General features: G+C 61.7%; 21 protein-coding genes and 1 pseudogene. 14 read left to right on the forward strand and 8 right to left on the reverse strand.

Annotated elements, in window-relative coordinates:
• Positions 1 to 1,002: a Gfo/Idh/MocA family oxidoreductase gene (locus ASD52_RS31970; protein ID WP_025425264.1), complete on the reverse strand. Its 1,002-nt coding sequence runs from the start codon at positions 1,000 to 1,002 to the stop codon at positions 1 to 3.
• Positions 999 to 2,042, reverse strand: coding sequence for a LacI family DNA-binding transcriptional regulator (locus tag ASD52_RS31975; protein WP_025425265.1), 1,044 nt, complete (start codon positions 2,040 to 2,042; stop codon positions 999 to 1,001). The genes ASD52_RS31970 and ASD52_RS31975 overlap by 4 nt, the downstream gene beginning before the upstream one ends.
• A gap of 317 nt (positions 2,043 to 2,359) precedes the next feature.
• Between ASD52_RS31975 and ASD52_RS31980 the strand changes: the two genes are divergently transcribed.
• Entirely contained in the window at positions 2,360 to 3,532 is a 1,173-nt protein-coding gene (locus tag ASD52_RS31980) for a dihydrodipicolinate synthase family protein (RefSeq protein ID WP_025425266.1), read from the forward strand.
• Between the two features lie 65 nt (positions 3,533 to 3,597).
• Here the strand turns inward: ASD52_RS31980 and ASD52_RS38985 are convergent, their stop codons facing one another.
• The 3 genes from ASD52_RS38985 to ASD52_RS31990 form a co-directional block, all read right to left on the reverse strand.
• Positions 3,598 to 3,765 carry a hypothetical protein gene (locus ASD52_RS38985; RefSeq protein WP_156585884.1) on the reverse strand — a complete coding sequence of 56 codons (168 nt, stop codon included), beginning with the start codon at positions 3,763 to 3,765 and terminating at the stop codon, positions 3,598 to 3,600.
• A 62-nt stretch (positions 3,766 to 3,827) separates the two neighbouring features.
• On the reverse strand, positions 3,828 to 5,891 hold the full coding sequence (locus ASD52_RS31985; RefSeq protein ID WP_025425267.1) for a M3 family metallopeptidase: 2,064 nt from the start codon (positions 5,889 to 5,891) through the stop codon (positions 3,828 to 3,830).
• A gap of 132 nt (positions 5,892 to 6,023) precedes the next feature.
• A complete protein-coding gene (locus ASD52_RS31990) occupies positions 6,024 to 6,665 on the reverse strand; it encodes a LysE family translocator (protein WP_025425268.1) in 642 nt (213 codons plus the stop codon).
• A gap of 515 nt (positions 6,666 to 7,180) precedes the next feature.
• Between ASD52_RS31990 and leuB the strand changes: the two are divergent.
• Both leuB and ASD52_RS32000 read left to right on the forward strand, forming a co-directional pair.
• Positions 7,181 to 8,387, forward strand: a pseudogene (leuB, locus tag ASD52_RS31995) (3-isopropylmalate dehydrogenase).
• Between the two features lie 407 nt (positions 8,388 to 8,794).
• A complete protein-coding gene (locus tag ASD52_RS32000; protein ID WP_057226474.1) occupies positions 8,795 to 9,388 on the forward strand; it encodes a histidine phosphatase family protein in 594 nt (197 codons plus the stop codon).
• 72 nt (positions 9,389 to 9,460) lie between these two features.
• Here ASD52_RS32000 and ASD52_RS32005 read toward each other — a convergent pair whose 3' ends face one another.
• Positions 9,461 to 9,919 carry an SRPBCC family protein gene (locus ASD52_RS32005; RefSeq protein ID WP_057226476.1) on the reverse strand — a complete coding sequence of 153 codons (459 nt, stop codon included), beginning with the start codon at positions 9,917 to 9,919 and terminating at the stop codon, positions 9,461 to 9,463.
• Between the two features lie 153 nt (positions 9,920 to 10,072).
• Here ASD52_RS32005 and ASD52_RS32010 point away from each other — a divergent pair, with 153 nt between their 5' ends.
• The 4 genes from ASD52_RS32010 to ASD52_RS32025 all read left to right on the forward strand — a co-directional run bounded on the left by ASD52_RS32010 (position 10,073) and on the right by ASD52_RS32025 (position 15,796).
• Positions 10,073 to 11,131 carry an adenylate/guanylate cyclase domain-containing protein gene (locus tag ASD52_RS32010; RefSeq protein WP_057217650.1) on the forward strand — a complete coding sequence of 353 codons (1,059 nt, stop codon included), beginning with the start codon at positions 10,073 to 10,075 and terminating at the stop codon, positions 11,129 to 11,131.
• A 381-nt stretch (positions 11,132 to 11,512) separates the two neighbouring features.
• Positions 11,513 to 12,931 (forward strand): aldehyde dehydrogenase family protein, encoded by a 1,419-nt coding sequence (locus ASD52_RS32015; RefSeq protein ID WP_025430093.1) that lies wholly within the window; start codon positions 11,513 to 11,515, stop codon positions 12,929 to 12,931.
• Between the two features lie 26 nt (positions 12,932 to 12,957).
• Positions 12,958 to 14,178, forward strand: a complete 1,221-nt coding sequence (locus ASD52_RS32020; RefSeq protein WP_057226478.1) for a mandelate racemase/muconate lactonizing enzyme family protein — start codon at positions 12,958 to 12,960, stop codon at positions 14,176 to 14,178.
• Between the two features lie 7 nt (positions 14,179 to 14,185).
• Positions 14,186 to 15,796 carry a GMC family oxidoreductase N-terminal domain-containing protein gene (locus ASD52_RS32025; protein WP_057226480.1) on the forward strand — a complete coding sequence of 537 codons (1,611 nt, stop codon included), beginning with the start codon at positions 14,186 to 14,188 and terminating at the stop codon, positions 15,794 to 15,796.
• 71 nt (positions 15,797 to 15,867) lie between these two features.
• Here the strand turns inward: ASD52_RS32025 and ASD52_RS32030 are convergent, their stop codons facing one another.
• Positions 15,868 to 16,869, reverse strand: coding sequence for a hypothetical protein (locus tag ASD52_RS32030; RefSeq protein ID WP_156613065.1), 1,002 nt, complete (start codon positions 16,867 to 16,869; stop codon positions 15,868 to 15,870).
• A gap of 128 nt (positions 16,870 to 16,997) precedes the next feature.
• On the opposite strand from ASD52_RS32030, the gene ASD52_RS32035 reads away from it, so the two are divergent.
• Positions 16,998 to 17,225: an amidohydrolase family protein gene (locus ASD52_RS32035; protein WP_025430089.1), complete on the forward strand. Its 228-nt coding sequence runs from the start codon at positions 16,998 to 17,000 to the stop codon at positions 17,223 to 17,225.
• 103 nt (positions 17,226 to 17,328) lie between these two features.
• A complete protein-coding gene (locus ASD52_RS32040) occupies positions 17,329 to 17,910 on the forward strand; it encodes a dienelactone hydrolase family protein (RefSeq protein ID WP_057226484.1) in 582 nt (193 codons plus the stop codon).
• Positions 17,911 to 18,014: 104 nt separating this feature from the next.
• Here the strand turns inward: ASD52_RS32040 and ASD52_RS32045 are convergent, their stop codons facing one another.
• Positions 18,015 to 19,091, reverse strand: coding sequence for a D-alanine--D-alanine ligase family protein (locus ASD52_RS32045; protein WP_057226486.1), 1,077 nt, complete (start codon positions 19,089 to 19,091; stop codon positions 18,015 to 18,017).
• Positions 19,092 to 19,782: 691 nt separating this feature from the next.
• Here ASD52_RS32045 and ASD52_RS32050 point away from each other — a divergent pair.
• From ASD52_RS32050 to ASD52_RS32070, 5 genes are all read left to right on the forward strand, one after another.
• A complete protein-coding gene (locus ASD52_RS32050; RefSeq protein WP_244497542.1) occupies positions 19,783 to 20,814 on the forward strand; it encodes a PLP-dependent aminotransferase family protein in 1,032 nt (343 codons plus the stop codon).
• Between the two features lie 529 nt (positions 20,815 to 21,343).
• The gene (locus ASD52_RS32055) at positions 21,344 to 22,081 is read left to right on the forward strand and encodes a helix-turn-helix transcriptional regulator (protein WP_057226490.1); all 738 of its coding nucleotides are present in this window, start codon (positions 21,344 to 21,346) and stop codon (positions 22,079 to 22,081) included.
• Positions 22,082 to 22,250: 169 nt separating this feature from the next.
• Entirely contained in the window at positions 22,251 to 23,069 is an 819-nt protein-coding gene (locus ASD52_RS32060) for an AraC family transcriptional regulator (protein ID WP_347369228.1), read from the forward strand.
• Positions 23,070 to 23,248: 179 nt separating this feature from the next.
• Positions 23,249 to 24,169 carry a helix-turn-helix domain-containing protein gene (locus ASD52_RS32065; RefSeq protein ID WP_057217638.1) on the forward strand — a complete coding sequence of 307 codons (921 nt, stop codon included), beginning with the start codon at positions 23,249 to 23,251 and terminating at the stop codon, positions 24,167 to 24,169.
• A 214-nt stretch (positions 24,170 to 24,383) separates the two neighbouring features.
• Positions 24,384 to 25,040 carry a hydrolase gene (locus ASD52_RS32070; protein ID WP_057210453.1) on the forward strand — a complete coding sequence of 219 codons (657 nt, stop codon included), beginning with the start codon at positions 24,384 to 24,386 and terminating at the stop codon, positions 25,038 to 25,040.
• Positions 25,041 to 25,054: the final 14 nt, after the last annotated feature.

Here is a 25,054-nt window from a genome sequence, read left to right on the forward strand (position 1 = left end):
TCAAAGTCCCGTTTCGATCGCAGCCGCCTGACCGGTCGCTGCCGCCTTGACGACCGCAAGGCCGGTTGCCAGCGACCAGACACCGTCCTCGCCGGTTGCCGAGGGCTGGCCATGGCCTTCGATCGCTGAATGAAACGCCGCAAGGGCGGTTTCATAGAGATTGGCCGGATCGAGCGGCAGTTGGCTTTCGCCCTCGGCATTACGCAAGGTGACGGTGCCGACCGGCTTCTGCGTCATGACGTTGCGGCCAATCAGCGACCCCTCCGTGCCGTGGACTTCGAACCCGGTCTCGGCAAACTTGGTGGTGAAAGCATCGTGGAACTGGGCGATGACGCCCGACTGGAAGCGCAGCACCCCCATGACGCCGTCCTCCACCCCCTCCTTGCCCATGCCGGCGCTATGGCTGATGGCAACGGCTTCGGCCGGATCGTCGTTAAGGACGAAGCGCAAGGTGTCGGCATCGTGCACGGTAATGTCGAGAATGACGCCGCCACCGGCTTCCGGCCGCTCCAGCCGCCAGCCCTGCAGATGCGGCGGCAGATAGACCGCATGGAAGACCCGTGCCGCGATCGGCCGGCCGATCCGCCCTTCGGCGATGGCATCCCGCATCGCCCGGTGGGCAGCGGCGTTGCGCAGGTGATGGTTGGTGCCAAGCACCACGCCGGCTTCGCGTGCGGCGACAACCATTTCGCGCGCATCCTCCAGCGTCATCGCCAAGGGCTTTTCACATAGCACGTGCTTGCCGGCCCGAATTGCCGCCAGCGTCTGCTCGCGGTGCAGCTCGTTGGTGGTCGAGACGTAGACGGCATCAACATCGGGATCACCGACCAGTTCCTCGACCGACGTCACCGACTTGCCGATGCCATTTTCCGTGGCATAGGCAGCACCGCGCTCAGCGCTGGTGCTCATCACCGAAACCACTTCGCCACCGGTGGCGCGAATTGCGCCAATGACCCATTCGCGCGCGATCGTGCTCGCGCCGATCAGACCCCATCTGTTCATGACAATGCCTCCCTCGTTCTGCGCTCGATCGCAGCACCGCAGCTCTGGCGAACGACGAGACGCACCGAACCGATAATCGCTTCGGCCTCCGCCTTGCCCGCATTGATCTGCTTCAGCAGCAATTCCGCCGCCCTCTGCCCCATGCCTTGCGGATCGACGGACACGGTCGTCAGTGCCGGCACCGCCGTCTTCGCCTCGATCACATCGTCGAAGCCGATCACAGCAAAGTCGGCGCCCGGCTCCAGCCGCCGCGCCCGCAGGCCGTCGCAGACACCGAATGCGACCGCGTCGTTGAAGCAGAGCGCGGCCGTTGGCCGGTCGGAAAGCATCATCGCCTGCTCGATGGCCGTGACACCGCCGGCGCGCGATGGCGCCGAGCCGATGACAAGCGCCTCGGCCGCATCAAGTCCCGCCTCGAGCAAAGCTTCGCGGTAGCCGCGCATGCGCGCCTCGAATACGGCGGTGTCGTGGAAACCACCGAGGAACGCGATGCGCCGATGACCCCGCTCGATCAGGTGGCGCACCGCCGCCATGGCGCCGGCATGATTGTCAGACGTCAGCGATGAAACGCCCGCGTCGGCGATATCGCGAACGACGAGCACGACGGGGATGCCGCTATCGACCAGAGGCGCCAGATCGGCAGCCTCGGTGCCGCGCGCCGGGGAGATGATCAGCCCGGAGACCCCATGCTCGCGCATGGACGCCACGACCTCGCGTTGCCGCTCGATCTTTTCATTCGTGTTGGCGAGAAACTGGACGAAGCCGGCTGACTGCACCACGGTATCGACGCCAACCGCCAGTTCGGCAAAGAAGCTGTTGGTCAGGTCGTTGACGACGATGCCGATGATCTTCGACTTCGATTGGCGCAGGTTGGCAGCGCTGCGATTGTAGACGTAACCAAGCTCGCGAATGGTCGCGTTGACCTTGGCGCGCGTCACCTCGTTGACCAGCGAGCTGCCCTGAAGGACGAGCGACACGGTCGACTTCGACACGCCGGCTGCGTGTGCGATATCCACCACCGTTACCCGTTCCTTGACCAAAGCACCCTCCCAAACCCGCCTTATTTTTCACATTCATAATTGGAACGTTCCAAATTCGTCAAGAGGTGGAGGATCACTTTTTTGGTTTCCGTACTATTCTATGGCCATCTCAGTCCCAGCGATACAGGTAATAGATCCACGGCATCACCGTTGTAATTGTTTATAAATATCCTTGTTTACAATGGCTTATGCCATATTTTTCTTTTCATTCCGGAGCCTTGGCACCTCGATTGGCATCGGATGCCAGATTTCCCACTTGAAATTTGGAACGATCTAAATTATTCGAATGCAACGATCCGAGGAGGAGAAGAAAGCCGATGACAAGCCTGACGCTGCCACGCCATGACGGTTCACTTGAGCGATACAGTCTGGCGGGCATCCCGATCGAGCGGCCAAGCGCCGCCCCAACCTTCAATCGCATTGCCTATGCCGCCGCTCATGTTGTGTCGGATCCGTTTCGCGATGCCGATCCCTGGGGCAATGCCGCCATCGACTGGGAGCGGACGATGGCCTTCCGCCATCATCTCTGGGGCCTGGGCTTCAAGATCGCCGAGGCGATGGACACCGCCCAGCGCGGCATGGGCCTCGCCTGGCCGGGCGCGCAGGAACTGATCCGCCGCTCCCTCACCGAGGCGCGAAGCGTGCCGGGCGCTGACCTTGCCTGCGGTGCGGGCACCGATCACCTGGCGCCCACTGAGGCACGCTCGCTCGACGACGTGATTGCCGCCTACGAGGAACAAATCGGATTCGTCGAGGGTGAGGGCGGCCGCGCCATCATGATGGCAAGCCGCGCGCTTGCCCGCGTCGCCCGCTCGCCCGACGATTATCGCCACGTCTACGGTCACATTCTGCGCCAGACAAAAAACAAGGTCGTGCTGCATTGGCTCGGCGACATGTTCGATCCGCAGCTCAAGGGTTACTGGGGCTCTGACGATTTCAATGAGGCACTCGACGCGGTGCTGTCGATCATCCAGGCCAACCGCGACAAGGTTGAAGGCATCAAGATCTCCCTGCTCGACAACGCCAAAGAAGTCGCCTTGCGCAACCGACTGCCGGAGGGCGTACTTTGCTTCACCGGCGATGACTTCAACTATGCGGAGCTCATCGAGGGCGACGGCGCGAAATACAGTCACGCACTTCTCGGCATTTTCGATGCGGTGGCACCTTCCGCCTCCAAGGCGCTTGCGGCATTGGCCAAGGGCGATGTGGCCACTTTCCGTGGCGTCATCGAGCCGACCGTGCCGCTGTCGCGCAAGATCTTCGAGACGCCGACACAGTACTACAAGGCCGGCGTCGTTTTCCTCGCCTGGCTGAACGGCCACCAGGGCCATTTCACCATGCCGGCAGGCATGCAGTCGGCGCGTGGCCTGCTGCACTACTCCGACATCTTCCGGCTTGCCGACAAGGCCAACGTGCTTGATCGACCCGAGTTGGCGGCAAAGCGGATGCAGAGCTTTGTTACGACCCTCGGCGTCGAACAGGCCGGCTGACAACGAAAAACGGCGCCCGCAACGGGCGCCGTCGATGACCGGGGCAGCGACCCCGGCGGATGGCCTCAGAACGTTGTCGTCAGGCTCATCCAGAAACGGCGGCCCTCCATCACCGTGTTGAAATCCGTCTGCTCGACCTTCTTGTCCAGGAGATTGTAGACGGCGGCACTGAGGGTCAGGCCTTCGCCGAGCAGTCTCGGCAACGCCTCCGACTTCGAGGCGGCGCGCAACACGGCGCGCGCACTGTGGTCGGGCCGATCGCGCCAGATGGCGCGGTAGGACCGACAATCATGCCTCAGGCCGCCAGGCCCTTCTTGGCCAACATGGCATCGGGGCTCGGCAGCTTGCCGCGGAACCCCTTGTAGGCGTCTTCCGGATCGATGGAGCCGCCGACCGAATAGACGTTGTCCCTGAGCTTGCGCGCCATGACGGGATCGAAAGGATTGCCCGTCTCTTCGAAGGCGGCAAACGCATCCGCATCGAGCACTTCCGACCACATGTAGGAATAGTACCCCGCAGAGTAGCCGTCCCCGGAGAAGACATGCAGGAAATGCGGGCTGCGATGCCGCATGACGATCGACTTCGGCATGCCGATCTTTTCCAGTGTCGCCGTTTCGAGCGCCATCGGCTCACCCTGCGTTTCCGCCGTGTGATAGGCCATGTCGACCAAGGCGGACGAGGTGAACTCGACCGTGGCGAAGCCGGAGTTGAAGGTGCGTGCGGCCAGCACCTTGTCGAGCAGCGCCTCGGGCATCGGCTCGCCGGTCTGGTAGTGCACCGCATAGCGCTTGAGGATATCCGGCACCGTCAGCCAGTGTTCGTAGAGCTGCGAAGGCAGTTCGACGAAATCTCGCGACACGCCCGTACCGGATACGGAGGGGTAGGTGACGTTGGATAGCATGCCATGCAACGCATGCCCGAACTCGTGGAAGAGGGTGCGCGCGTCGTCGAGCGACAGGAGCGCCGGCTTGCCTTCAGCGGGTTTGGCAAAGTTGCAGACGTTGTAGATGATCGGCAGTTCGCCGACGGTGCCGTTCTTGAGCGTCAGCTTGTGCTGAGACTGGAACGAACTCATCCAGGCGCCGGAGCGCTTCGACGAACGCGCGAAGTAATCGCCGAGGAACAGCGCCACAAGCTTGCCGGCGGCGTCGCGGATCTCGAAGACGCGCACATCCGGATGATAGCCGGCCATGCCCTTCTTTTCCGTCGCGGTGATGCCGAACAGGCGCTGGGCGACATCGAAGCAGGCGTAGATGATCTTTTCGAGCTGCAGATAGGGCTTCAGCTCGCCTTCCGAGAAATTGAACTTTTCGGCACGCAGCTTTTCCGCATAGTGGCGCCAGTCCCACGGCATGACGTCGTGATTGCGGCCTTCGGCTGCGATCAGCTTGGCAAGATCGGCCTCTTCCTCGCGGGCACGGGAGACCGCCTTTTCCCAGACCTGCATCAACAGGCCGTTCACGGCTGCCGGTGTCTTGGCCATGGTGTTGTCGAGCTTCAGCGCCGCGTAATTGGCATAGCCGAGCAGCCTGGCCTTCTCGGCCCGCAGAGCCAGCGTTTCGGCGATGAGGCCGCGATTGTCGGTCTCGCCGCCATTCTCACCGCGGGCGATCCAGGCCCGGAAGGCCTGCTCCCTCAGCTCGCGATTGTCGGAGAAGGTCAGAAACGGCTCGATGATCGAACGCGACAGCGTCACCGCATATTTGCTCTTTTCGCCGCGGTCGCTGGCGGCAGCCGCCATGGCGTCGCGCAGGAAGTCCGGCACCCCGGCCAGATCCTCGTCGCTCTCAAGGAAGAGGGCCCAGTTCTTTTCGTCGGCAAGCACGTTCTGACCGAACTTGGCGCCGAGGCCGGCAAGCGTCTCGTTGATCGCCGCCAGCCGCTCCTGCTCATCCTTCGCCAGCTTCGCGCCGGATTTGACGAAACCCTTCCAGTGCCGCTCCAGGACCCGCGTCGCCTCAAGGTCGAGACCGAGGGTTTCGCGGTTTTCCCACAGCGTGTCGATCCGCTTGAACAGCGCTGCATTCGTGCCGATCCTGGAATAGTGCCGGGACATTTTCGGCGCGATGTCGCGTTCCAGCGCCTGGATGGTTTCGTTGGTGTCGGCGCCGGCCTTGTTCCAGAAGAGCGAGGAGATGCGCGACAGCTCATCGCCGGCAATCTCAAGCGCGATCACGGTGTTGTCGAAGGTCGGCGCATCAGTGCTTCCGGCGATTTCGTCGATCTCCGCTTCATGCACCTTGAAGGCCGCCTCGAAGGCGGGCGCGAAATCCGTGTCCTTCACCAGGTCGAAGCGGGGCAAGCCCTCATGTCCGGTCCAGGTCGTCAGGGCAGGATTGAGCGGGGTGCTGGCGGTCATGAAGGATCCTTTCGCATGCGGATGCCGGCTAATGGCCGGGGAGGGGAGCGCCCACGCAGCTGGAGACAACGTCGGGCGGAAGAGCTTGAGGTGGTTGCTGGCGGCCCCAGCGTCAAGACTTGGGCTTGGGTTTCAGGGCTTGCGCAGACCGAGAAGGCCGGGGGCGGCGTGCCACACGGCCTGGACGGCAAAGCCGATGAACAGCAGCCCTGAGAGCCGAACGATCGCCAGCTCATGGTGGCGATAGAAACGCCGAACGACCGACGCGCCGATGATTACGATCAGGATCAGGTCGGCAACGAGAAAGCCGATAAGCGAGACGCCGAGCAGCATCGGCAGGGCGTCGAATTCAAGCGCGTTGGCGGAGCCGGCGAGCAGGGCGGTGAAGGTCGCGAGCGCCACCGGATACCCCTTCGGGTTTGTCAGGCCGAAGATAAGCCCGCGCCGGAGCGGTCGCTCCACCGTGATCAGCGCCCTGTTTTCGCCCGTCGGCCGGGCGCGCAGCGCGGTCCAGCCGATCCAGCCGAGATAGAGGCCACAGAAGAGGCCGAGAATGTCGAAGATCGTCGTGCCGACCGAACGCGCGCCGACGATCGCAACCAGCGCCAAGCCCGACCAGAGGATATCGCCGGCGAGATGGCCGCCCATGAACAGGGCGCCTGCCTTGCGGCCCTGGCCGGCACCGATGCCGAGCAAGGCCAGAAAAGCCGGCCCGGGAATGAGCGTATAGGAAAGGGCGGCGAGAAAGGCACCGATCAGCAGCGTCTCGGACATGGCGGGTCCCCGGTTGTGTCAGCGGCCATTCGATCCCCAGCCAACGATTCCGTCAAGCGGAAAGGCTGCTCCGAGAGAATGTCGAAACGGGAACTGCAAAAACGCTCCAGGATTTCCAGGCGCACGGTCGCTTCGCGAAAATCGGTAGGCGCGAACGGCAAGACAGACCTCCACCGAAGAGTGGCGGCATGCAGTGACACGAAGAACTGTGTTCTAGCGACGGGAACCGCTGGCTCGACGGTTGCCGAAGACAAGGGCATTGACGCTGGCGCCGAGAAGCGTCGTGATCTCGTGAGTGAAATTGCGCATGATCTCGATCCTTTTCCGTGTGTGTGCGGGCGTTGCGGCTTCGGGCCGCGGATGTGAGAATTCCACCCTTTCGGCGTGCACGCTGTTTCTCCGGTAACCGGCGCGGGGCCGGGATGTTGGCGCACAATTCTTTCGTCGCGATCATTTCCCTCGATACGAAGTTGCGCTAAGACGCGCGCGAGTTTTCCCCGCGAGAAGGACTTTCCATGACAGTGCGCAATCTCTTCCTTCTGCCCGGCGACGGCATCGGCCCGGAAGCCATGGCGGAAGTCCGCAAAATCATCGCCTACATGAATGCCGAGCTTGGCGCCGGCTTCGTGACGGACGAAGGCCTCGTCGGCGGTTCTGCCTATGACGCCCACGGCCAGGCGATTTCGGAAGGGGACATGGCCAAGGCGCTTGCAGCCGACGCCGTGCTGTTTGGTGCCGTCGGCGGTCCGAAGTGGGATGCSGTGCCTTACGAGGTCCGTCCCGAAGCCGGTCTCTTACGCCTGCGCAAGGACCTGCAGCTGTTTGCCAACCTGCGCCCGGCCATCTGCTATCCSGCGCTTTCCGCCGCATCGTCGCTGAAGCCGGAACTGGTCGAAGGCCTCGACATCCTGATCGTGCGCGAGTTGACCGGCGGTGTCTATTTCGGCGAGCCGAAGGAAATCATCGATCTCGGCAAYGGCCAGAAGCGCGGCATCGACACCCAGGTCTACGACACCTACGAGATCGAGCGCATCGCCGGCGTTGCCTTCGAACTGGCCCGCACCCGCAACAACCGCGTCTGCTCGATGGAAAAGCGCAACGTCATGAAGTCGGGCGTGTTGTGGAACCAGGTGGTGACCGAAACCCACAAGGCGAAATATTCCGATGTCCAGCTCGAGCATATGCTGGCCGATGCCGGCGGCATGCAGCTGGTGCGCCAGCCCAAGCAGTTCGACGTCATCGTCACCGACAACCTGTTCGGCGACATGCTGTCGGACGTGGCGGCGATGCTGACCGGCTCGCTCGGCATGCTGCCTTCGGCCTCGCTCGGTGCACCGGATGGTGTCACCGGCAAGCGCAAGGCGCTCTACGAGCCGGTGCATGGCTCGGCGCCGGACATTGCCGGCAAGGGCATCGCCAACCCGATCGCCATGATCGCCTCGTTTGCCATGTGCCTGCGCTACTCCTTCAACCTGGTGACGGAAGCCGACAACCGCCGGCAAGGGCATCGCCAACCCGATCGCCATGATCGCCTCGTTTGCCATGTGCCTGCGCTACTCCTTCAACCTGGTGACGGAAGCCGACAACCTGGAGAAGGCGATCGCCGCCGTGCTCGACAAGGGCATCCGCACCGGCGACATCATGGCCGAAGGCGCACGCCAGGTCGGAACCGTCGAGATGGGCGAAGCCATCCTCTCCGAGTTCAAGGCACTGTCTGCCTGATCTGCAAGAGCGCCCTTAGTCGGCGGCGCCACGCAATTCTTCAAAACACCTCCGGAGCAATCCGGAGGTGTTTTACGTTGTACTGTCTTGAATTTGGCGGCTGGTAGAACTCGTCATGCTCATAACGATCCATCATCACCAGCGGAGGCCGTATGGAGAAAACGAACGATGAAGCTCAAATCGGTCTCGACCCGAACGAGGCGGTCGTGCTTGTCGAACTTCTTTCGCAGCGACAATACGTTTTTCAAGAAGCGCGAATTGAAGTAGGAAATGCAACCAATCTACGCCAAACGTTAGGGCCGCCAATCTTCATCGATGTGCCGCGCAAATTAGCCGTGACAAGTGGCCGACCCTTCGGTCCAATAACGCACTTAATCCAACGCACGACTTCGTCTGGGGCAACATTGATGATTTACCTGCTTCGCCATGGCGAGACCATTTGGAACACCTTGGGTCGGTTCCAGGGGCAGAAAGATTCGCCCCTTACGGAGCGCGGCATCGAACAGGCGGATCGCGTCGCGAAACTCCTTCAGAAGGAAATTTCGGAAAGTAGGCAATCATTCCAAATGCACGTCAGCCCCCTAGGCCGAACGCGACAAACTGCAGAACGCGTGAAGCGGGTGCTGCCACTGGTAACACACGAAGAAGCCCGCCTGATGGAGGTCTCCGTCGGCTATTGGGACGGAATGACTAGGTTCGAGATCGACAACGAGTTTCCGGGAATGCTGGATGGCTCCGACGCTTTTGACTGGTATTTCAAATCTCCGGACGGAGAGAGCTTCGATGCTGCGTGCTCCCGGGCAAAGGACTGGATCGCGGATATACGTGGACCAACCGTAGCAGTTTCTCATGGGCTGTTTGGTAGATTGGTGCGCGGCGTGTATTCCGGTCTTTCGAAGCGCGAAATGTTGGAGTTGCCCGTTCCTCAAGACGGGTTCTACCGCCTTTGCGACGGTGAATTCAGTATAGTAAGTGATCCCGTACCCAGCATGCTCGCCTAACGGGTTCATCCTTTGATCGCTGAGCGCCAATGCAGGCCGGCAGGCTCAGGTGCCAAGATACTGGCCGCGGAGTCATTCCCTACCAGTGCGGCCGTGCCAGGGGTCCGGCCCCGGATCACGCCCGGCGGCAACCTCGGCCAACCGGTCTAGGTAATGGGCCCAGCCTTCCTCGTGGCCGGCGCACTGCTCGGCACTTGGCAGGCCAGTGTGGGTGAGGCGAAGCAACGTTCCGTCCGGTGGTTGTTCGACGAGGTCGATCTCGACAAGGCTTGACGCCGGCGGCACCACTTCGCTGTCTTCCCAGCCGAAGCTGTATACCAGGCGGTGCACTGGCACCACCTCGCGGAAGGAACCACGAGCGAAACAGGCCCCGGTGACGTTGACGAGGTAGAGCCCGCCGCGCTGCGGCTCGATCTGCGCCTCCGTTCCCATCCAGCGCAGGATTTTCTCAGGATCGGTCAGCAGAGCGAACACCGCGGCTGGCGGAGCCGGGATGTGTGCTTCACGGCGGACGATGAGGGCCTCTTGCATCGGCTTCCCCTTTGGTTGCTATGATCTGCCCAGACTGCGGCGCAGAATTGACGGCTATCGGATCAGCTCCTTCCACGATGATATGCCCGCTGGGCCAACTGCGCTACCACCTGCACGGATGACAGGTTGGGGGACCTGACGGTATGATCGTGCATGGATCTGCCCACACACCTCGCCTGGCTGGTGGACGAGGCCAGCGCCTCGCCTGGTCCCGACCGGTTCTTGGCCGAACTCGGCGGCCGGCTGCTGGCTAACGGCTTTCCGTTGGTCGGCGGTACCCTGACACTGGCAGTGCCGCATCCGATCGTTACCCGCCGCACGTGGCTGTGGCGAGCCGAGACCGGAGCAGTGATCGAAGCACTGGGCTTTGCCGACAGCCCGCAAAGCCAGGCTGGGGGTGATTGGCTGAGTGCGCTTGGCCCGGTGCAGGAGGACACGGTCGGCCCAGAGCCGGACGGGCGGTTGCTTGGCTGGGCCGGCGCGCGTCTGTTCGACCCTGCTGAGATCGGCCGACTGCGGCAGACCGCGCGCTTCGCCACCGCGCCTTTGGCTGCCTTGGCCGAGCGGGCGGCCCTTGCAACGCTGCTCGAGGCCTATCTCGGCCGACGCAGTGCCGCCCGGGTGCAGGCGGGCGCGCTGCACCGCGGCACCGGAGAAACTATCCGCGCTGTGCTGCTTTGCGCCGATCTGCGGAACTTCACCGCCCTGTCCGAGGCGACGGAACCTGCGGCAATGATCGCTGTCCTCGACGCCTGGTTCGACCGTGTTGCCGGTGCGATACACGCCTTCGGTGGCGAGGTGCTGAAGTTTGTCGGCGATGGCGTGCTGGCAATCTTCCCGGTTGCCAGTGCACCGGTTGACGCCTGCGAAGCGGCGCTGCGAGCGGTCGCCGCCGCCCGCGCAGGCATGGCCCACCTCGATGCCCTGCGACAGGCAGAGGGGCTGCCGCCGCTGCCCTTCGGCGCAGCGCTGCATCTCGGTGAAATGCTGTGGGGCAATATCGGCACGGCCGACCGGCTGGACTTCACCGCAATCGGTCCCGCGGTAAACCTGGTCAGCCGACTGGAGGGCCTTTGCCGGCCGCTCGGCCGGTCGGTGCTGATCTCGGGCGCGGTCGCCGCCGAGACCGTCACGCCGCTGGTGTCGCTGGGCGAACACGTGCTGCGCGGCATCGCGGCGCCTTGCGCAGTCTTCACGTTGCCGGATACCTGAGCGGTTCGCGGCCGAAGTCGATCGTTGGCGGGATTGTCTCGGTGCAACCATCGCCAGTTCTAGTCAACGTTGGGCGCTTTCGCAGCATTTCGAAGTGCTGCAGCGACCTTTGCGTGTCTGATAAGACGCGCGGCGCTTTCGTTCAGAATACGGTCTTGTCAAGGCGAGCCTTCAGGCTGAACCTGCAAACAATCTCTGCGGGCCGAGCGCGATTCGTCTTCATCTCTGGTGCCTCAGCGAGCGAGATCGTCGAACGGGGCGGGGCAGCGAAAGTGCTCCTTGACCCGAGCCACCCTTACACAAGAACATTGCTCGATGCGGCTCCCGGCCGGAGCACGTTCTGAAGCCTGTCCTATGGTGGAAACATAAAAGGATATCGTCTTGACCGACTATCGCAACTTTGTCGCCGGCGCGTTTCAGCCCGCATCGGACCTGGTCCCGGTGCTCGATCCCTCAAACGGAGAGGTCATTGCGAGGGTGCCCGCGGCGAGCGCGCTGGAGGCAATCGCAGCGGTTGAAAACGCAGCCGCAGCGCAGAAGACGTGGAAAGCCTTGCCGGCGATCGCTCGCGGGGATGCCTTGCGCCGTTTCGCGGCGGCAATCGAGGCGCGCGCCGGCCAGATCGGCGCGGCGCTCGCCCTCGAGTCCGGCAAGAGCCTCGCCGATGCCACGGCAGAAGCGATCTATGGCGTCGAGCTGATGCGCTATCATGCGGAGTGGGCGCGCCGGATCGAAGGGGAAGTGATCCAGAGCGACAATCCGGGCGAGACCTTGCTTCTGAAGCGCGAGCCGATCGGGGTCGTTGCCTGCCTCATCCCGTTCAATTTTCCGGTCTATACGCTGGTGCGCAAGATTGCCCCCGCACTGATCGCTGGCAACGCCGTTGTGGTGCGGCCGAGCAACTCGACGCCTGCCTCCGCTTTCGAGATCGCCGAGGCGGCGCTCGACGCGGACCTTCCGGCCGGGCTGGTCAACATCTTGACCATGTCGCATGACGTCGCCGCGACACTTTGCACCCAGCCGTCGGTCGGCATGATAACGCTCACCGGTAGCCTGCAGGCCGGCCGCGTCGTTCTCGAATATTGCAAGGCGAATATCGCCAAGCCATCACTGGAACTCGGCGGCAAGACACCTGTCATTGTCGAACCCGATGCGGATATCGATGCGGTTGCCGCTCAGCTCGTTGCCGCCAAGACCAATCATTGCGGGCAGGTCTGCACGGCGCCAGAACGGGTCTATGTGCATACGTCCATCCACGACGCACTTCTCGAGCGGCTTCGCACCGGCTTTGCGGCAAGGACGTTCGGCGACCGCGCCAGCGATCCGACGCGTATGGGACCACTTGAAACGAAATCGGCACAGGCCAATGTTCACGCGATGGTTCGCCATGCGGTGGAGCAGGGGGCACGCATAGAGGCTGGCGGCGTACTGCCGGAAGGCGTGGGCAACTACTACCCGCCAACCCTGCTTTCCAACTGCCGGCAGGAGATGGACGTCGTCGCCGAAGAGGTGTTCGGCCCAGTTCTCGCCGTGCTTTCCTATGACAGCGTCGAGGAAGCCCTGGCGCTTGCCAACGATCACCAGTTCGGTCTGAGTTCGGTTCTCTTCACCAACAACTACAGCACGGTCATGCGCTTTGCCGACACCATCGAGGCCGGCGAACTCTATGTGAACCGCTTCCCGGCGGATCCCTATCAGGGATTCCATGCAGGCTGGAAGCGCTCGGGCCTCGGGGGCGATGACGGCAAGCACGGCATGCTCGAATTCACACAAACTCGTCTCGTGGTGCTGAAGCACTGATCGGATTCGTCAGAAGGAACTTCAACATGCAGATCGCTTCGCTCGCCGTTCATGTCGTTGCCGTCCCACCGCCCCATATCGGCGGGATGTACTGGATCTTCGTCAGGCTCACCACGAAGTGCGGCATCGAAGGGGTCGGGGAAATCTACGCGACCGCCTTCCATCCGAACGCGTTGGTGCCGCTGATCGAGGATGTGTTCGAGCGCCATCTCCTCGGCCACGATCCGCACGATATCGAGCGCTTCTGGCGTTCGGCCTATTCGAGCGGCTTCACGCAGCGCCCGGACCCGACGATCATGGGCGTCGTCTCCGGTCTCGAAATCGCCTGCTGGGACATCATCGGCAAGGCTGCCGGCCGACCGGTGCACAAGCTGCTGGGCGGCCTCGTGCACGAAAAGCTGCGTGCCTACACCTATCTCTACCCCAAGAATGCAGCCGGCGAATATGATTACAACGATCCAGAGCTTGCCGCCGACTTCGCGGCGGAAATGGTCGACACGAAGGGGTTCACCGCCGTCAAGTTCGATCCGGCCGGCCCCTACACCGCCTATTCCGGCCACCAGCTTTCGCTTGGCGTCATGGAGCGGTGCGAAGAATTCTGCGCCAAGGTCCGTGCCGCGGTCGGCGGGCGAGCCGACCTGCTCTTCGGCACCCATGGCCAGATGGTGCCGTCCTCGGCCATTCGCCTTGCGCGACGGCTCGAAAAATACGATCCGCTCTGGTTCGAGGAGCCGGTGCCGCCTGGTCAGGAGGCAGCGATGGCATCTGTTGCCAAGGCAACCTCTATCCCCATTGCCACGGGCGAGCGGCTGACGACCAAATACGAGTTCCAGCGCGTGCTTGAAACGGGCGCAGCCTCGATCCTGCAGATGAACGTCGCGCGGTGCGGCGGCTTGCTGGAGGCAAAGAAGATCGCCGGCATGGCCGAGGCGCACTATGCGCAGATCGCACCGCACCTCTACAACGGACCGATCGGGGCGGCGGCGAGCATCCAGCTCGCTGCGGCCACCCCCAATTTCCTCATCCACGAGGCGATCATCGACTTCTCAGGCTTCTACGCCGAGATTCTCAAGACGCCATTGCAGTTCGACGATGGCTATCTCATCCCGTCTCGCGAACCGGGGCTCGGCGTGGAGCTCAATCTCGAGGTGGTTGAAAAGCACTCGCCCTACGAAGGAAAGCGTCTGCACCTGCAGATGGACGACAAGCCCGCCGACATCAAGGCATTTGCCCCGGCGCGCGGTTGAGGAACACATGACCACTTACGACTACATCATTGTCGGGGCGGGATCCGCCGGCTGTATCGTTGCGGCGCGCCTGAGCGAGACAGGCAAACACAGCGTGCTGCTGCTCGAGGCGGGCGGCAACGACAGTTCACCGTGGTTTCGCATCCCGGTCGGCTATGCGCGGTCCTACTATGACCCGAACGTCAACTGGATGTACTGGACCGAGCCGGAAGCCGCCCTGAACAATCGCCGCATCTATGCGCCGCGCGGCAAGGTACAAGGTGGCTCGGGTTCGATAAACGCCATGATCTTCGTGCGGGGCGCCGCGGCGGATTTCGACGACTGGGCTAAGGCCGGCAATCCCGGCTGGGCCCATGAGGACGTGCTGCCCTATTTCAAGAAACTTGAAACCCATGCGCATGGCCAGTCCGAATTTCATGGCGGGGACGGCCCCATCCACGTCACGCCGATGCGCGGCCAGACCCATCCGATTACCGCGCGGTTCCTTTCTGCCTGTGCCGAACTGCAACTGCCGCTCAATACCGACTTCAATGGCGCGTCGATCGAGGGCGCAGGGATTTACGATATCAATACGCGAAATGGCGTGCGCTCGTCCTCGTCGTTCGCCTATCTGCGGCCGGCTCTCAACCGCCCCAATCTCTCCATCCTGCGCAGGAGCCATGCCAGAAGGGTTGTCGTCGAGGAAGGAAGGGCGACCGGCGTGGAGGTTGCCACAGCCGATGGGATGGTAATCTATTCCGCCCGGAACGAGGTGATCCTATGTGCCGGTGCGGTCGATACGCCGAAGCTGCTGCAGCTCTCCGGTATCGGCGATGGCCGAGAGCTGCAAACGTTCGGTATCCCCGTCGTCCGACATCTGCCGGCGGTTGGGAGAAACCTTCAGGATCATCTTTGCGCGAGCTTCTACTACCGCTCAAGCGTTCCGACGCTGAACGACGAGCTGGGGAACCTGTTCGGTCAGGCGCGGCAGGCGCTGCGCTATGTGCTGACAAGACGCGGTCCCTTGGCTCTCAGCGTCAACCAGGCAGGAGGCTTCCTGCGCGGCGAGCCGGGTGAGGAGAGGCCAAACATCCAGCTCTATTTCAACCCGCTTTCCTATCGTATTCCGTCCGACCCGCGCGCCGGTCTGAAGCCGGAGCCCTATTCCGGTTTCCTGTTGGCGTTCAATGCATGCAGGCCCACAAGCCGAGGCAGTGTCACGGTCGCGTCGCCCGATGTCACCGTTGCACCGCGCATCAACCCCAACTACCTGACGACTGCCCATGACGAGGCGGAGGCGCTTCAGGCAAGTCGGCTTGCGCGCAAAATCATGAGCGCACCGGCACTGCAATCGATTACTGCAAGCGAAATGCCTCCTTCTGCAGAAGCTTCCACCGACGCCGAGCTCCTGGACTATTTTCGGGAGCATAGCGGTTCAATTTATCACCTGTGCGGCACCGCAGCGATGGGCCCGGATGATTCCACCTCAGTCGTCGATGCATCGCTAAAGGTGCATGGGTTGCATGGCTTGCGAATAGTTGACGCTTCGATCTTCCCCAACATCACGGCCGGAAACATCAATGCCCCGACGATGATGGTCGCCGAAAAAGCCGCGACTATGATCATCACCGGAAGCTAGCCGGCATCTCGTTATTCTCTCGACGCTGTGAAGCGACTGAGTAACACGGCGCCATCGTATGACTGGGGCTGCTACTTGACAGTCACCTCGAACGCGGCAGTCACCGACGGCGTTTCTGGCCGCGAGCGGTCGTGGAAGATGTATGCCACGACATAGTCTCCCGGGTCATGCAGGGCGATGCCGGCAGTCGCGAAATTGGTAAAATGCTTGGCGGAAACCGGAAATGGCGGGGGAGATTCGGCCTTGAACACGTGCGCGTCGGGGAATGTCCTGAGAACCTTGCCCGCGCGGTCCCGCACCTCGATATCGAGGCCGATTTCGTAGCTTGAGATCGGCGTGCCGACGTTGATCCGCCCGACATTCTCGAAATAGGCATAAATGAAGATCTCTTCGCCCGGCGCGAAGACGTTTGTCGGGCGCTCGACAAAATCTCCCGGCTTGGATGCCGCCTTATCGGCCAATATGTGCCTGGCGAGCTTCATGGGCGGCAACTTAGCCTGCATCGCGACGGTTGTAGCGTCGACGCTGACCGGCGCGGCCCGCTTGCCGTCCGGGGCGGCCGGAGTGAGGAAATATGATTGTACCATCGCGTAGCAATGAGCTGCGGCCTGCGGGTGGTCGATCAACAGGATCACACCGCCCTGCATGGCTCGGACCGCACCTTCCGACCCTTGCTCGACGAGCGCACACATCGGCCATTCGGCGACTACCTGCGATCCCTTGGAATTCGTATCGTTCCGCAACTGCTCCTTGAACGTGGCCAGCGATTGCCGGAGTTCGGTGGAATCCTTGGCCACTTTCTCATTCACCAGGTAGATCGGCTTTTGGGCGTTTGCCTTGGCTACGTCCTGCTGTGCTTGGCTGACGACCTGTTTGTCTCCAGCAAAATTGTAAGTATGCACCAGCCTCCCATGACCCTTGATGGCATCGATCGCGGCCTGCCAGGCGGCGGTGTCAAAGCCACCTCCATAGGTTTGATCCAGAACGAAATAGGCTGGAATCTTCCCGTCTTCGGCCACGGCTGAAGAAATCAAGTGGCCGGATAGCGCTAGTGTGGACAGCAATATCTTCATCGGGGGCCTCATCAAAGATACCCAAGTGATAACCGACAGAGAAACCTATGGTAGAACCTGGCAGCCGATGTGGCAACCACCGATCACGGGCAAAGTGAAAACCCGCTGGCGGCTGGAACGAACCATGCTTGCTCGACCGACATGAGGCGCTGAGGCTCTACACCAACAATGCCGCTTGGATCGCCTTTGACGAGAATGAGCGAGGCAGCTTGTCGGCGGGAAAATTGGCTGACATCGCCGTCCTGGATAGGCCGTATCTGACAATGCCGGCATCCGACATCCATAGGCTGCGCTCGGTGCTGACGCTGCTTGGTGGCAGGGTCGTTCACGACGAACTCGGTAGCGGCCAAGACTAGCTGGGGACGAAATCTCTATAACGTGTCCGCATTCTTCCGGGCCGGGCGACGTCGCTGTAGAGTGATGAAACGTGCGCCCGACCATCACACCCGGAGGCTCCATATGGCTGAGGTCCTGTTGTTCCACCACGCACAGGGGTTGACCTCGGGTGTGCGGGCGTTCGCCGACGACTTGCGGGCCGCCGGTCACATCGTGCACATGCCGGACTTGTTCGATGGACGGACGTTCGAGAGTATCGACGAGGGGCTAGCCTACATCGGCAAGGTCGGATTCGACGAAATGCGGGAGCGCGGGGTCCGCGTCGCGAACGAACTGCCTTCCGAACTCGTCTACGCCGGGTTCTCGTTCGGTGTGCTGCCGGCACAGAAGTTGGCACAGACGCGGCCCGGAGCCCGCGGAGCTCTGCTCTTCTACTCTTGCCTGCCGATCAGCGGCGAGTGGGCCTTCGGGCCTTGGCCGGACGACGTGGCGGTCCAGATCCACGGTATGGACAACGACCCGATCTTCGTCGGGGAGGGCGACATCGACGCGGCCCGCGAGATCGTGGAGAAGGTCGAGGACGCAGAGCTGTTCCTGTACCCCGGCGATCAGCACTACTTCGCCGACAGTTCGCTCCCGTCGTACGACGCGGATGCGACCGCGTTGCTCACCATCCGAGTGCTCGAGTTCCTCGATCGCGTCTGATCCATGCCGGCGTCTTGGCTTGAGCTCATTTTCGAAAGTGGGCCTCGTCCTTGGACGGATCCGTTTGATCCGCCCGCTCGGCTGACGGGTCTGTGTTTGCATGTTCAGACGCTTCGGCCGGCACGTGTCAGGCCATGGGCAATGAGCCTTTCAATGATTTCGGCATAACTGACGCCGCTTGCCGCCATCGCCTTGGAATACATACTGATGTCGGTAAAACCGGGAATGGTGTTCACTTCGTTGACAACGAACGTCATGCCCGTCGTCAGAAAGAAGTCGACACGCGCCATGGCATCGCAGCCCAAAGCCCTGAATGCCCTTGCCGCCGCCGCCCTCATCTCTGCCTCAACTTCGGGCGGCAGTTCCGCTGGTACCTTGAGCGCCGCGCCGTCCTCGTCGATATATTTTGCGTTGTAGCTGTAAAAGCCGTGGGATTCGGCCGGGATGATCTCGCCGGGACGAGAGACGAAAAGGCCACCTTTCGGATCTTCCAGCACGCTGAATTCAATCTCGCGCCCAGCGACATATTCCTCGGCAAGCAGCTTGCCATCATGCTGGAAACCTTCGACCAACGCCGGCGCAAACTCCTGGCTGCCTGATACCTTTCTAACGCCAACGGATGACCCCTGCCGGGCGGGTTTGATGAACAGCGGCAGCCCGAGTTCGCCTTCGAGCACAGCGAGATCAGGTGCCGCATCCTTGTGGATCGTCACCGAGCGCGCGACCGGGAGGCCGGCGGCCCTCAGAAGCTGCTTGGCAATTTCCTTGTCGAGTGCGGTCGCCGAGCCGAGAATCCCGCAACCGGCGAGCGGTACGCGCGCCACCTCTGCGAGCCCCTGCACAGAGCCATCTTCACCATGAAGGCCGTGCAAGACCGGAAACAGAATGTCGATGGTGCCGGCATCGCTCATCTTTCCCTCGGCCGAAATCGCCACCATCCGCCCTTGCCCGCCGGGAACGAGGCTGATCTGCGTGCCGTTCGCAGGCTTGGCAAGCACACCATTGTCGAAGTGGCTCAACAGCCATTGACCTTCGCGCGTCACGAAAATCGGCACGGCATCATATTTTGCAGGCTCCAGAGCGCGCATGACATTGGTAGCCGAAAGTACGGAAACGTCGTGTTCGGCCGAGCGTCCGCCGAAGAGGACGGCAATACGCAGCCTGGTCGAAGAAGGGGTCATGAAAGTCTCCAAAATGACAGAGCGTAATGGCCAGAGACTGACGGCAATGCCATTTCCCGTATCGGTGTCCCGTGTCGGCGCAGGCGCAATTCAATTTCCGGCCGACGTCGTTTGTGATGGCGGCTTGAAAGTGGCTCGATTTAAATTCAACATATGATAAGATTACAGAGCCACAATTGGCGAGATTGATGAGCCACTCTGACGAAAGGCGCCCATGACACTGAGACGGCGAAGAGAGAGCCCGTCGGTGGGTTTTCGGCCAAGCATCGATACCTCTTCGCCAGCACCCTTGGTGAGACAGCTCTATCTTTCCCTGCGCGGTGCAATTGCTGACGGGCGGCTGGATGCCGGGCAACGGCTGCCATCGACACGTCTGGCCGCAAAGGAATGGAAGCTTTCACGCGGCTCGGTTGCCGAAGCCTATGAAATCCTCGTCGCGGAAGGTTTTGCGGTCGCCCGGCATGGGTCCGGTACATATATTGCGTCAGGCGTTCCAGGCGGGCTGTCCAGAATCGACCATCGCAATGAGACAATCGCCTACTCGACCCGCCGCGCTGTCTCCAACGCGGCCACGAGAGTTCTCACCTCCGGGCCTAGCCTCGAACCGCAGAAGGTTTTGCCGTTTGTCACGGGGCGTATCGCTCATGACGATCGGACAGCGAGATTGCTAAACCGCATTGCTGGCCGGCACATGAACTATGCCGCTGAAGGCTACGGCGACATTCAGGGCGAATTCGAGCTGCGGAGCGCCATTGCGGCTCATCTGGCCGCTTCACGCGGGGTGCGTTGCGCCGCCGAGCAGATATTTATCACCGCCGGGACACAGCAAGCGCTTGATCTCGCGTTCCGCGTCCTGATGACGCCGGGCGATACGGCTGTCGTCGAAGACCCCTGTTATCCGCCGGCCAGACAATGCCTGGCACTGAATGGCGTAAAAATCATCGGTCTTCCCGTTGATGCCGACGGCATCATGACGGAAAAGTTGGCTGCCTGCTCCCTGCCGCCGACGCTGTTCTATGTGACGCCATCCAACCAGTACCCCGTCGGTTCCGTCCTCTCGCTGCCCCGGCGGCTGGAGTTGCTCGCTTATGCGCGGGAGAATGGCTGCTGGATCGTCGAGGACGATTATGACAGCGAGTTTCGCTACGATGGGCATCCGATCGCATCGCTTCAGGGCCTCGATCAGGCCGGCCGGGTCCTTTATACGGGCACGTTCAGCAAGGCCCTGCTGCCGAGCCTGCGCATCGGCTATCTCGTGGTTCCGATGGATCTGGTACCGGTATTCAGAGCCGTGCGTCCCGCGCTTGACCGTTGTCCCCCGACGTTTCAGCAGCGTGTCGTCGGCGACTTTTTCAATGAGGGATATTTTCCGGCGCATCTGCGCCGGCTCAGGGAGCGTCTGCGTGCCTCACGCGATTTGCTTGCAAATCTCTTGAAAGACCGTACCAGCGAACATCTGAGCGTTTCGTTGCCGGATCAGGGCATCAATCTGACCGTGCACAGCACGGGGACCTGGAGCAGCGACACCGCCGTCTCACAGGCTGCGCTAAAGAAGGGCGTTGTCGTGATGCCCCTTTCCCGCATGAATGTCGCTTCATCGGACACATCCAGGTTGCTGCTTGGATTTTCGGGGCTCTCCGAACAAGAAGCAGATATGGGGAGCAGGATCCTGGCGGAGGTCTTCAAGCGCGGAGATTTTCGCAGAACTCCCGATGTTGGTTAGAATTACGTGACCGGTCAATGCAACGTCCGAGACTGTCCGGAGTTCCGGCAGCGGCGTCCTGATCGCAAAGGGCAATAAGAAGGGGCCCTGTGACGCGGCCGAAGACGTCTGTGTGTCGATCTGGTGGATGCGAAACGCTTCTGGCGATAGCCATGAACGTCTGGCCCAGCGCGATTTTTGGCTAGGCGGATCCCATCTTATTGAACGACGGTCTTCCTTTTTGAACATTCCCGACTGAATCCGCGCGAAGCCCTTGTCGCTGCGCGCGGATTGCCCCTACGGTGGGCAAAAGATGAACCGGTAGACATTCCATGAGGCCAGAGCGGTCGCGAAAAACGGTCTCGTGCCATGATGGGTCTTGCATGCCAGTCTCGGATGCACCGAGGTTTTTGATCAAATGTTTGCAATGCTTTGGCCATGACGCAGTGCGTCGGTTGGGAGGCTAGAGTTGACTTCTCCTTGTCCGGAAATGGGGTGCGTGGGGCGCTATTTTGGAACGCCGGACGCTCCGTGCCTCACGACGATCCCGATGGAGGCAGCGGTCTTTTCGGTCACCCGAATTCGAAAACGTTTGACGCGGGCGCAGCGGCCAGAAGTGGCTCTGCCCGCATGTGAAGCCTATTTTCTGATGCTTTACCTCGATGATGCCGAACATGCGGACATCAAGGTAAACGGCGAGAGGTCTGCTGTTCGCCGATACGTGCGCGGCTCGATATGTCTCGTCGATCTGCGCCAGGGGGCCTCGATCGCGCTCCATAGCGACCTGAGCGCGCTTGCCTTCGTCCTTCCCAAGAATCTGATCGCGGAAGTCGCCGCCCTGTCACCGACGGTCAAGCCACAACGGCTGGTGTGCCGGCGTGGCGAAGTGGACTCGATACTCTGCAGTCTCGGACTGGCGCTTCTGGCCCTTTTTGAACGTATGGACAGCAGCCCACCCGAGCTGCTGCAGCATGTCGCCGTGGCCGTTTGCGCCCATCTTCTGCACCACCATTCGGCCGAGATGGAGGGCGACGACGGCGGAAATCCTTTCGACGGATCCAATGATCCGACGGCGTTCCACATTCGGCAGGAAGCGACACGGGCGCCCCATCAATTGCAGATGCGCCGGCGCGTTGTTCAGGCCAAGCAGCTTCTGCGCGCGAGTTCACTGCCTCTGGGCTCGATCGCGTTCCTTTGCGGCTTCAGCAGCCTCAGCCATTTCACGACGGTGTTTCTGGGGGAGACCGGTACGACACCACAAGCCTGGCGGAGCGCACCTCTGCATTAGCGCCGGTCGCGGGACGGAATTGATTGTTGGCGGCAGTGTATCGTATTCTGCATTGCTTGAATGCCTGGTGCACTTTCGGGGAATTTTGTTGAATTTAGAGTCTCGTCCAGAAACGGCCAGCGAAGTGGGCGCCTTGCGCCGATCGATCCTGCGTGTTCCCCCCATAACCCTGACGCGGTTGAGCAGTGATGGCTGCGACCTGGGTCCGGCGGTTGCCAACAGGCGCGAGGAGGCGTTCAACATCATCACCCAGCTCAGTGATTTTCGCCTGCATCGGCTGTGGCGGGGCGGCACCCTTGTCTTTGAGGGCGGGCATCGCAAGGGAGCGCTTGCCATCACCGACCTGCGCGAGGAATGGCGCTGCCATCACCTGTCGCCCTTTGACAATGTGCGCCTTCAGATACCGTTCTCGCAGATGCGCGCCTTTGCGACTGAACAGGGACGGCCTGACTTTACCGGTCTGCGCTGTGCGCCGGGCACGCATGACGGCGTCATGCTGGGGCTAGCGCAGGCATTGCTTCCAGCTTTCGAGAGACCGCAAGAGGCAAGCCAGCTCTTTCTCGACCAGGTGAGCCTCGCGATTCTGACGCATTTGATGCAGACCTATGGCGGGCTCTATCTACCCAAAGAGCGCAAGGGGACGCTGGCTGCGTGGCAGGAGAAAAGGGCGCTCGACTTTCTCTCGGGCCATGTCGATGGGCAGTTCTCGCTCAGCGAGCTTGCCGAGGCCTGTGCGTTGTCGAAAAGCTATTTCATCAAGGCATTCAAGGTGAGCTTCGGCTGTACGCCTTTGCGGTGGCTGGCCGAATATCGGGTTACCCGTGCGAAGGAGTTGTTGTTGAAGAACGTGCCGATCGCAGAGATTGCCATATCCTGCGGCTTTGCCGATCAGAGCCATATGACTAAGACATTCGTGGCGATCGCCGGCGAAACGCCAGCGCGCTTCCGGCGTACCCGACGCCTGGAGCTGGAAAAAGCGGCCCTGTGACGGAAGACAATAGTCGCGATGCCATCGACAAGACAGCCATTCGGTTCATATGATCGTGATGTTCGGACGCAATGCTGCGCAAGCACGCTGGCGAAGCGGTGTCGTGCAAAAGTTGAGACCGCCGCAGTCGGCACCCTCGTGGTCGCGGACAGGCAGCGAAGTTGTGCGGAGGCGGAGGTATGACAGCAGCTTCTTCGATCGCGATCGCACCTCCACCCCGCGACAGTTTCGGATGTACAGTGGCTGGCCTCGACGAAGACCGGCGGATTGACGGCGCCGGGTTGACTTTTTATCGCAAGAAAGCGCAGGCCGCACCGCGCGAGCGCGTGCACACGCCGGCCAACAACCGCGGTTATCTGCTCGGCCTGTCACTGTCGGGGGGCCATCGCCGGCGGATCCTTCACGAACATCACGAGACAATGCATGAGTTCGACGAGAACTCCGTCTACCTCCGAAACTTTCACGATCCCTATCAGGCGGATCTCTCCGGCAGCTTCGATTTTGTTTTGCTCGAGGTGGGGCACAGCGCGATCGAGCGGATGGCCGACTGCGCCGATCTGAGCGGCGTCCGCGAACTGTGTGCGGTCGGCGAGCGAGCCGATCCAGTGTTGGGCGGGCTGATGGCGGCGCTGTTTGCAGACATGAACGGCCAATTGGAGAGAAGCCCCTTGTTCGTCGACCAATTGTCGGTGGCGATCGGAATCCACGTCGCTCAACACTACGGCAGTGCGAGCCACCGCACGACGTCGGGGGCAGCGATCAAGGGGCGCAGGCTCTCGGCGCGCAGCCTGTCGATGGTGCAGGAACTAATGCGAAGCAGGCTTGGCGGCGATTTGTCGATCGAGGAACTCGCTGAGGCTTGTCATCTGTCACAGGGCACGTTCCTGCGCGCCTTTCGCCAAACACTGGGTATCACGCCGTTCCAATGGTTCCTGCAGCAGCGGTTGGACAGGGCGCGCGACATGCTGGAATTTTCGTCGCTGACGATCGGTGAAATCGCGGTCGCCAGCGGCTTTGCCGATCAGAGCCACTTCACGCGCGTCTTTGCCCGGGCGACGGGGGCATCCCCCGGCGCCTGGCGGCGCAGTCGCAGGGCCTAGCGGTCTGGCCGCGCGCGGGCCTTGCTTGCGGCGGCACGCGCTCCATCCTTATGCCGTTGCTTCCAATATGACTTTTGCGCTTTGCTTGCGATGTATCTCGGGCAGAATGTTCAAAACATCAGCATATCCGACAAGAACGGGCAGCCCGGCTCGGGCATAGTCGGGTCATTCCCTGCGGATCTTCAGAATCCAGGACATCGAGGAGATGATGACCATGACCTTAAACGCCACGCCGACGCCCGGCAGCCTCCTGGTTTCGCCGAAAGACCACACGCTGATCATGATCGATTTCCAGTCGCAGATGGCCTTTGCGACGAAGTCGATCGATGCTGTCTTGCTGCGCAACAATGCGGCGCTGGTCGCGCATGCGGCCGCCGGCTTCGGCGTTTCCACCATTCTGACGACGGTGGCGGAGAAGGCTTTCTCGGGCCCGATGTTCTCAGAGATCACCGATGCCTTTCCAGGCCAGGGCCTTCTCGACCGTACCTCGATGAACACCTGGGAAGACGCCGCCGTCATCGACAATGTCAACGCCATCGGCAAGAAGCGGCTGGTCTTTTGCGGCCTCTGGACCAGCGTTTGCATCGTCGGCCCGACGCTCTCTGCGCTCGATCAGGGCTTCGAGGTTTATGTGATTGCCGATGCCTGCGGTGACGTCTCGGACGAGGCACACGATCGGGCGATGGACCGCATGGTCCAGGCTGGCGTTCGGCCGATGACGTCGCTGCAATATATGCTGGAACTCCAGCGCGACTGGGCCCGCACCGAGACCTACGACATGACGACCGGTATCGCCAAGAAGTTCGGCGGCGCCTACGGCCTCGGCATTATCTACGCCAAGACGATGTTCGGCGCCTCCGAAGGCCACTGATCGTCCTCATTCCG

It is taken from the genome of Ensifer sp. Root142, assembly GCF_001426785.1.
GTDB classification, from domain to species: Bacteria; Pseudomonadota; Alphaproteobacteria; order Rhizobiales; family Rhizobiaceae; genus Ensifer; species Ensifer canadensis.

Excerpts from the sequence above, each read along its gene's own strand:
- ASD52_RS31970 (WP_025425264.1), bottom strand. The coding sequence starts at position 1,002 with ATGAACAGATGGGGTCTGATCGGCGCGAGCACGATCGCGCGCGAATGG.
- ASD52_RS31980 (WP_025425266.1), top strand. The coding sequence starts at position 2,360 with ATGACAAGCCTGACGCTGCCACGCCATGACGGTTCACTTGAGCGATAC.
- ASD52_RS31985 (WP_025425267.1), bottom strand. The coding sequence starts at position 5,891 with ATGACCGCCAGCACCCCGCTCAATCCTGCCCTGACGACCTGGACCGGA.
- ASD52_RS31990 (WP_025425268.1), bottom strand. The coding sequence starts at position 6,665 with ATGTCCGAGACGCTGCTGATCGGTGCCTTTCTCGCCGCCCTTTCCTAT.
- ASD52_RS32000 (WP_057226474.1), top strand. The coding sequence starts at position 8,795 with ATGATTTACCTGCTTCGCCATGGCGAGACCATTTGGAACACCTTGGGT.
- ASD52_RS32005 (WP_057226476.1), bottom strand. The coding sequence starts at position 9,919 with ATGCAAGAGGCCCTCATCGTCCGCCGTGAAGCACACATCCCGGCTCCG.
- ASD52_RS32010 (WP_057217650.1), top strand. The coding sequence starts at position 10,073 with ATGGATCTGCCCACACACCTCGCCTGGCTGGTGGACGAGGCCAGCGCC.
- ASD52_RS32020 (WP_057226478.1), top strand. The coding sequence starts at position 12,958 with ATGCAGATCGCTTCGCTCGCCGTTCATGTCGTTGCCGTCCCACCGCCC.
- ASD52_RS32025 (WP_057226480.1), top strand. The coding sequence starts at position 14,186 with ATGACCACTTACGACTACATCATTGTCGGGGCGGGATCCGCCGGCTGT.
- ASD52_RS32030 (WP_156613065.1), bottom strand. The coding sequence starts at position 16,869 with ATGAAGATATTGCTGTCCACACTAGCGCTATCCGGCCACTTGATTTCT.
- ASD52_RS32040 (WP_057226484.1), top strand. The coding sequence starts at position 17,329 with ATGGCTGAGGTCCTGTTGTTCCACCACGCACAGGGGTTGACCTCGGGT.
- ASD52_RS32045 (WP_057226486.1), bottom strand. The coding sequence starts at position 19,091 with ATGACCCCTTCTTCGACCAGGCTGCGTATTGCCGTCCTCTTCGGCGGA.
- ASD52_RS32050 (WP_244497542.1), top strand. The coding sequence starts at position 19,783 with ATGAACTATGCCGCTGAAGGCTACGGCGACATTCAGGGCGAATTCGAG.
- ASD52_RS32055 (WP_057226490.1), top strand. The coding sequence starts at position 21,344 with ATGGAGGCAGCGGTCTTTTCGGTCACCCGAATTCGAAAACGTTTGACG.
- ASD52_RS32065 (WP_057217638.1), top strand. The coding sequence starts at position 23,249 with ATGACAGCAGCTTCTTCGATCGCGATCGCACCTCCACCCCGCGACAGT.
- ASD52_RS32070 (WP_057210453.1), top strand. The coding sequence starts at position 24,384 with ATGACCTTAAACGCCACGCCGACGCCCGGCAGCCTCCTGGTTTCGCCG.